This window comes from Vibrio glycogenivorans (assembly GCF_051660965.1).
Lineage (GTDB): Bacteria > Pseudomonadota > Gammaproteobacteria > Enterobacterales > Vibrionaceae > Vibrio.
Genome location: NZ_JBPVIS010000007.1, coordinates 308263 through 314643, shown reverse-complemented (window position 1 = coordinate 314643; position 6381 = coordinate 308263). Strand labels below are relative to the sequence as shown.

Here is a 6381-nt window from a genome sequence, read left to right as displayed (position 1 = left end):
ATGTAAGAATCTAGAGCTTCTGCTAGCTCAACGATCTTGTCTTCCCACTGCTTCTCACCGTTTAGTGCACCAAGAGCTGAACCTTGGATTACTGGTAGGTCGTCACCTGGGAATTCGTATTCAGATAGAAGTTCACGAACTTCCATTTCTACTAGTTCTAGTAGCTCTTCATCGTCAACCATGTCACATTTGTTCATGAATACGATGATGTATGGGATACCAACCTGACGGCCTAGTAGGATGTGCTCACGAGTCTGAGGCATTGGGCCGTCAGTTGCAGCAACAACTAGGATACCACCGTCCATCTGTGCAGCACCTGTGATCATGTTCTTAACATAATCCGCGTGTCCTGGACAGTCTACGTGTGCGTAGTGACGAGTTGGAGTGTCGTACTCAACGTGAGAAGTTGCGATTGTGATACCGCGCTCACGCTCTTCTGGAGCGTTATCGATAGATGCGAAGTCTTTCGCTTCACCGCCGTATACTTTAGCTAGAGTAGTACAGATAGCTGCAGTTAGAGTTGTTTTACCGTGGTCAACGTGGCCGATAGTACCAACGTTTACGTGCGGTTTCGTACGTTCAAATTTTTCTTTAGACATGAGTTGTCCCTCATAGGTACGGATTTAAGTGGCTTTGATGACCACGCAACCAAAATAGTTTGGTAATAGACTTCCTCTTAAAGACTAAACGTAGTTTAGTTAAAAGAAAGGATCAAAAGGAAATGCATGCATGAAGCTGGTGCTGATAGGCAGACTCGAACTGCCGACCTCATCCTTACCAAGGATGCGCTCTACCACCTGAGCTATATCAGCACTCGTAAAGAGTGGAGCGGGCAGCGGGAATCGAACCCGCATCATCAGCTTGGAAGGCTGAGGTAATAGCCATTATACGATGCCCGCAACACGTAACTCTTGAACGCTATTTCCTAAAGAAAATGGTGGGGGGGGACGGATTCGAACCATCGAAGGCAGTGCCGGCAGATTTACAGTCTGCTCCCTTTGGCCACTCGGGAACCCCCCCACAAAACTTGTCCACTTTCGTCATCATTGCCCGAGGCAAAGTGAAAGTGGTGCCGACTACCGGAATCGAACTGGTGACCTACTGATTACAAGTCAGTTGCTCTACCTACTGAGCTAAGTCGGCACAAGTGGGGCGCATTTTATTGAAGGATTTCTCCTCTGGCAAGACCAAATCACAAAAAAAAACGCTTTTTCGGCACATTTTTTCTAAATGGCGTGATTTTGGACAAAAGTTGCGCTAAGTGCGCAGAAATCCTAGCGCATTATTTGCATTCTGTGTTGACTGGAGTATGTTCCTCGCAGGAGGTTAATGAAAATAATTAACAATCCTCCTTATAAATAACACCTTCAATACAACAACCTGGACGAATGACATGACCCCATACCTAACTTTCGACCGTCATCAATGGGCCGAATTGCGCAATTCCGTCCCCATGACCCTCACTGAGGATGATCTTGTCGAGCTACAAGGGGTAAACGAGAGTCTGACCATGAAAGAGGCGGTCGAGATCTACCTGCCGCTCGCGCGTCTGATTAATCTGTATATAAAGTCACGCCAGGGTCGCAACACGGTGTTAAACAACTTCCTTGGTCACAAGATTAGCAAGCAGCCCTTCATTATTGGTGTTGCTGGCAGCGTCGCGGTAGGCAAAAGTACCACAGCTCGTCTGCTGCAAGCTCTTCTTTCCCGCTGGGATAACCATGCTAAAGTCGATTTGGTCACTACCGATGGTTTCCTCTACTCGAAACGCGAGTTAGAGCAGCGCAACATTATGCATCGCAAGGGCTTTCCCGAGTCGTACAACATTCGCCGCCTACTTGCTTTTGTCGCACGTGCTAAAGCGGGCCAGTTCCCACTCAAGGTACCGGTCTATTCGCACTTAACCTATGACATTACTGAAGAAAAGCAGGTGATTGACTCACCCGACGTGATCATTATTGAGGGTCTGAATGTCCTACAAAGCGGCATGGACTATCCACACGAGCCACACCGCACGTTTATCTCTGATTTCTTAGACTTCTCTCTTTACGTTGACGCCGAGCCAGAAGTGATTGAGCAGTGGTATGTCGAGCGCTTCCTCAACTTTCGCAGCGGCGCCTTCATGGACAAGAACTCCTACTTCCACCACTACACCCGCCTAAGCGAAAACCAGGCAATAGAAAAAGCCAAGTCCATCTGGCAAGAGATCAACGGCAAAAACCTCCAAGACAACATCCTCCCGACTAAGGAGCGCGCTCGACTTATATTGAAGAAAGGGCCTAATCACTTGGTGGAACAGATTTTACTCCGGAAATAAAGGTTCGAGGTGCGGGGACGGGCGTTGCCCTGCGAGGTGCGAGGTGTCCGACGCGCGTGAATAAATCACCGTCCCCTAAAAAGCTGGTTCTAGGTATGAGGAATTTAACACGCGTGACTACCTCCTCGCTCCTCGGAACGAAGTGTAACCCGCTCCTCGCCCCCTGTTATCAGAGCGTGATGCGCTTACAAAATCCCACAGGATCCATATCCCGCACATCCACACTCAGCGACCCCACTTGGCTTGCTTGAGTTTGAAGCACCGTCATTAACTGTTCGGAAAGGGTCTGCTTTTGAACGTCGCTGCGGCCGGCTAATAGTTCGAAGCGCAGGTGAATAAAGTCGGCATCGTCTTGATGCTCGCCGATTAACCAGTGGTGATAACGCAAGGCGCGTGAGCGCACATCATTGAGCTCAAACAGGCCACTGTCGAGCACCACTTGATGCAAATCTTCCAACAGCCCTTGAACATTGACTCGCTCTTCAAGCGTATTGGTGTACTCCATGATCAAATTCGGCATCTACCTTTCTCCTTAACTAAAGGTTCGAGGAGCGGGTACGGGCATAGCCCTTCGAGGTGCGAGGGGGTTAACGCACTTGGTCGGTTCCTCACTCCTTGGAACACTGCGTGCTTAAACTGTATATAAAGACGCTTGGGTTGCAACGAGTCTAACACACGCGACATACCCCTGGCCCCTGGGAGCGAACCGAAAACCAATCCTCGATCCAAAAACGTGAGTCTCGATGAACTTAACTCACGCGCTTAACTCCTCGCAACCCGGAACGAAGTGATACCCGCACCTCGGAGCGAAGCGAAACCCGAACCTCGGAACGAAGTGATACTGTGCTCCCGAGCACGAAAACGTTTGACCGATCACACTTTGTAGGCGTAGTGGGCGAGAAAGGTTTGTCGGGAGTCATGATCTGGAAAAATTAATCTGTTATATTCGAAACACTTAAACGGGATGGCTTTGCGGGGGCAAGTACTGGTCATCCTCGATTATTATTTTTATTTTTTTATTTATTTGAAATGGAGATACTCCTATGCGTCGTCCTGTAGTGATGGGAAACTGGAAACTGAATGGTAGCAAGGCAATGGTAACTGAGCTGCTAAACGGTCTAAACAAAGAGCTTGAAGGTGTAACGGGCGTTGATGTTGCCGTTGCTCCACCAGCACTGTACCTAGATATGGCTGAGCGCCTAATCGCAGAAGGTGGTAACAAAATCATCTTGGGTGCACAAAACACTGACGTAAACAACAGCGGCGCCTTCACTGGCGACATGTCTCCAGAAATGTTGAAAGATTTCGGTGCAACTCACATCATCATCGGCCACTCTGAGCGTCGTGAGTACCACAACGAATCAGACGAGTTTGTAGCTAAGAAATTCGCTTTCCTAAAAGAGAACGGCCTAAAACCAGTTTTCTGTATCGGTGAGTCTGAAGCGCAAAACGAAGCAGGCGAAACTGAAGCAGTTTGTGCTCGTCAAATCAACGCAGTGATCGACGCATACGGCGTTGAAGCACTAAATGGCGCAATCATCGCATACGAGCCAATCTGGGCAATCGGTACTGGTAAAGCAGCAACTGCAGAAGATGCACAGCGAATCCACGCTTCTATCCGCGCACTGATCGCAGAAAAAGACGCAGCAGTCGCTGAGCAAGTTATCATCCAATACGGCGGCTCTGTTAAGCCAGAGAACGCTGAGTCTTACTTCGCACAACCAGACATCGACGGTGCTCTAGTTGGCGGCGCAGCGCTAAACGCGGCTGGTTTTGCAGCTATCGCTAAAGCAGCGGCTGCAGCTAAAGCTTAATTAATATCTAAAAGCGATTTTACGTATGATGGTCAGCGGTTAGCTGGCCATTTTCGCTTTTAGAGAGGCGAGAATCGAGATCGTTGCACTGCGAGTACGCTGCGCTCGAGGGGGCGCTAGACTCGACAGCATCAAATACACTTGAACGCTCTTTCTCGCTTCTCGCCTCTTCGCAAGAACCTTTGACCTATCCGCAAGCACCCAAATCAAGTAGTCTTAATCACTCACTACTCCAGAGAAAAAACAATTGCGAAAAAAAACAGATAAACACGGCCTATTGACCGACCCTGTCGCGCAAGTATTGCGTCAGATGACGGTGCCGATGACTTTTGGCATGGTGGCGGTGTTGTTGTTTAATCTGGTTGATACCTTCTTTATCTCCTTGCTGGGGACTGAATCCTTGGCGGCGATCAGTTATACCTTTCCGGTTACTTTTGCGATTAACTGCATCACCATGGGGCTGGGTGTTGGGCTGTCTAGTCAGCTGGGACGACTGCTTGGCCAAGGGCAGGCTCGGCAAGCGGCGTCTTTTTCTACCCATGCAGTATTGCTTGCTACCACCCTGGTGACGCTGGCCTCGACGCTGGGGTATTTTGCTATTGAGCCGCTGTTTCTTGCCTTAGGGGCAACGCCTTCGCTTGTGCCACTGATCCATGATTATATGGTGGTGTGGTATCTCGCGGTTCCACTACTCGCTATACCGATGACAGGCAACAGTGCGATCCGTGCCAGTGGTGATACCAAGACCCCAGCGATGATCATGATGTTGGCAGGTCTCATCAATGGTCTGCTTGATCCACTGCTGATCTTTGGTCTGGGCCCTGTGCCGGCTTTAGGTATCCAAGGCGCTGCGATTGCCAGTGCGATAAGTTGGTCTGTGGCTGCGTGCGCTTCACTATATGTGCTTGCTAAGCGTGAACACCTATTGGCACTACCTGACTTAAATCAGCTATTTGCTGATTGGCGTGCAACCTTGACGATAGGCCTGCCTGCCGCCTTATCGAGCGCAATGATGCCGCTTGCAGGCGCTGTGATCATGCGTCTGCTTTCCCAGTATGGTCACCCGGCAGTGGCCGCCTATGGGGCGGCCCAACGGGTTGAGTCATTACTGATCTTGGTCTTGATGGCGCTGACGTCTGCACTGACTCCATTTATGGCGCAAAACTTTGGCGCAGAAAAGCCACAGCGCAGCTTCGAAGGACTATTTGCCAGCATGCGCTTTTCCATCGTCTTTCAGCTGCTGATCTTTATCGTGATGGTGCCGCTGAGTATGCCGATTGCCGCGCTGTTTTCCCAAGAGGCCGCGGTCGATGACTTACTGTGGCGCTATCTGCTCTTGGTGCCGCTAAGCTACGGGTTTCAGGGGATTATGATGATGCTCAGCTCAGCACTGAATGCGATGCACAAACCGCTAACGGCTTTTTACTGTAATGCGCTGCGACTATTCGTGTTTACTCTACCGTGTGCCTGGCTTGGCGGGTATTGGTATGGTGCTGAAGGGGTGTTTATTGGCATTGCAGCCGGAAACGTCTTAGGAGGGTGCCTGGGCTATCTGTATGCATTGCGCCTACGCAGCCAGTATACTCTGGCCAATCAATAATACACTGACCAAGCAATAATTGATGCCGAGTGCGGATCAGCACTCGGCGTGTCAAACAAGCATTACTGCTCGCTGCCCTCTTGTTCCTCATCGATTTCAAGCTCGATGTCTAGGGGCTCTTGAGAGAGGATAATGCCGGTGTTATCGGCATACAGGTAATCTTCAGGTAGATAAGTCACACCGCCAAAGTTGACTGCAACGTCAACCTCACCGATACCCTGAACCACTGAGCCCACCGGAATAGAAGCGAGGGCATGAATACCGATATTCATATCTTCCAGCTCATCAACCTCACGAACGCAGCCGTAGATGACAATCCCTTCCCACTCATTCTCCTCGGCTAACGTCGCGATTTCGGCATCCACCAAGGCTCTGCGCAGTGAGCCGCCGCCATCAACCAACAGCACGCGCCCGAGGCCATCTTGCTCGAGCACCTCACGGATCAGACCATTGTCCTCAAAGCACTTAACCGTGGTGATCTGACCGGCAAACGAGGCCCGACCGCCAAAGTTGGTAAACATGGGCTCCACCACATCGACTTGGTCTTGGTAGATATCACAAAGAGCTGAAGTGTTGTATTCCATTGCAGTTCTCTCCTCTCAAAAAGGCTACATTCGAGTATATCGTCTCAACAAGTCATTGCAATGACA

Annotated in this window: 6 protein-coding genes and 4 tRNA genes; 3 read left to right on the top strand and 7 right to left on the bottom strand. The window is 50.0% G+C overall.

The window, feature by feature from the left end; translation table 11 throughout:
• From ACSTTG_RS15870 to ACSTTG_RS15850, 5 genes are all read right to left on the bottom strand, one after another.
• Positions 1–599: GTP-binding protein (locus tag ACSTTG_RS15870; RefSeq protein ID WP_438475518.1), on the bottom strand; the 599-nt coding region annotated here is incomplete at its 3' end.
• A gap of 137 nt (positions 600–736) precedes the next feature.
• Positions 737–812 (bottom strand) — tRNA-Thr (locus tag ACSTTG_RS15865).
• Between the two features lie 12 nt (positions 813–824).
• Positions 825–899 (bottom strand) — tRNA-Gly (locus ACSTTG_RS15860).
• 36 nt (positions 900–935) lie between these two features.
• Positions 936–1020: transfer RNA gene (locus ACSTTG_RS15855), tRNA-Tyr, on the bottom strand.
• 47 nt (positions 1021–1067) lie between these two features.
• Positions 1068–1143: transfer RNA gene (locus ACSTTG_RS15850), tRNA-Thr, on the bottom strand.
• 250 nt (positions 1144–1393) lie between these two features.
• Between ACSTTG_RS15850 and coaA the strand changes: the two genes are divergently transcribed.
• The gene (coaA, locus tag ACSTTG_RS15845) at positions 1394–2317 is read left to right on the top strand and encodes a type I pantothenate kinase (protein WP_438475517.1); all 924 of its coding nucleotides are present in this window, start codon (positions 1394–1396) and stop codon (positions 2315–2317) included.
• Positions 2318–2486: 169 nt separating this feature from the next.
• Here coaA and ACSTTG_RS15840 read toward each other — a convergent pair whose 3' ends face one another.
• Complete coding sequence (locus ACSTTG_RS15840) at positions 2487–2837, bottom strand: 5-carboxymethyl-2-hydroxymuconate Delta-isomerase (RefSeq protein WP_438475516.1); 351 nt, start codon at positions 2835–2837, stop codon at positions 2487–2489.
• A gap of 523 nt (positions 2838–3360) precedes the next feature.
• Between ACSTTG_RS15840 and tpiA the strand changes: the two genes are divergently transcribed.
• Both tpiA and ACSTTG_RS15830 read left to right on the top strand, forming a co-directional pair.
• Complete coding sequence (tpiA, locus tag ACSTTG_RS15835) at positions 3361–4131, top strand: triose-phosphate isomerase (protein ID WP_438459893.1); 771 nt, start codon at positions 3361–3363, stop codon at positions 4129–4131.
• Positions 4132–4441: 310 nt separating this feature from the next.
• A complete protein-coding gene (locus ACSTTG_RS15830) occupies positions 4442–5731 on the top strand; it encodes an MATE family efflux transporter (protein ID WP_438475523.1) in 1290 nt (429 codons plus the stop codon).
• A 62-nt stretch (positions 5732–5793) separates the two neighbouring features.
• On the opposite strand, the gene rraA is transcribed toward ACSTTG_RS15830, so the two are convergent.
• Positions 5794–6315: a ribonuclease E activity regulator RraA gene (gene rraA / locus ACSTTG_RS15825; RefSeq protein ID WP_438475515.1), complete on the bottom strand. Its 522-nt coding sequence runs from the start codon at positions 6313–6315 to the stop codon at positions 5794–5796.
• Positions 6316–6381: the final 66 nt, after the last annotated feature.

Bases quoted from the DNA above. Each gene is read 5' to 3' on its own strand.
- coaA (WP_438475517.1), top strand. From the start codon at position 1,394: ATGACCCCATACCTAACTTTCGACCGTCATCAATGGGCCGAATTGCGC.
- ACSTTG_RS15840 (WP_438475516.1), bottom strand. From the start codon at position 2,837: ATGCCGAATTTGATCATGGAGTACACCAATACGCTTGAAGAGCGAGTC.
- tpiA (WP_438459893.1), top strand. From the start codon at position 3,361: ATGCGTCGTCCTGTAGTGATGGGAAACTGGAAACTGAATGGTAGCAAG.
- ACSTTG_RS15830 (WP_438475523.1), top strand. From the start codon at position 4,442: ATGACGGTGCCGATGACTTTTGGCATGGTGGCGGTGTTGTTGTTTAAT.
- rraA (WP_438475515.1), bottom strand. From the start codon at position 6,315: ATGGAATACAACACTTCAGCTCTTTGTGATATCTACCAAGACCAAGTC.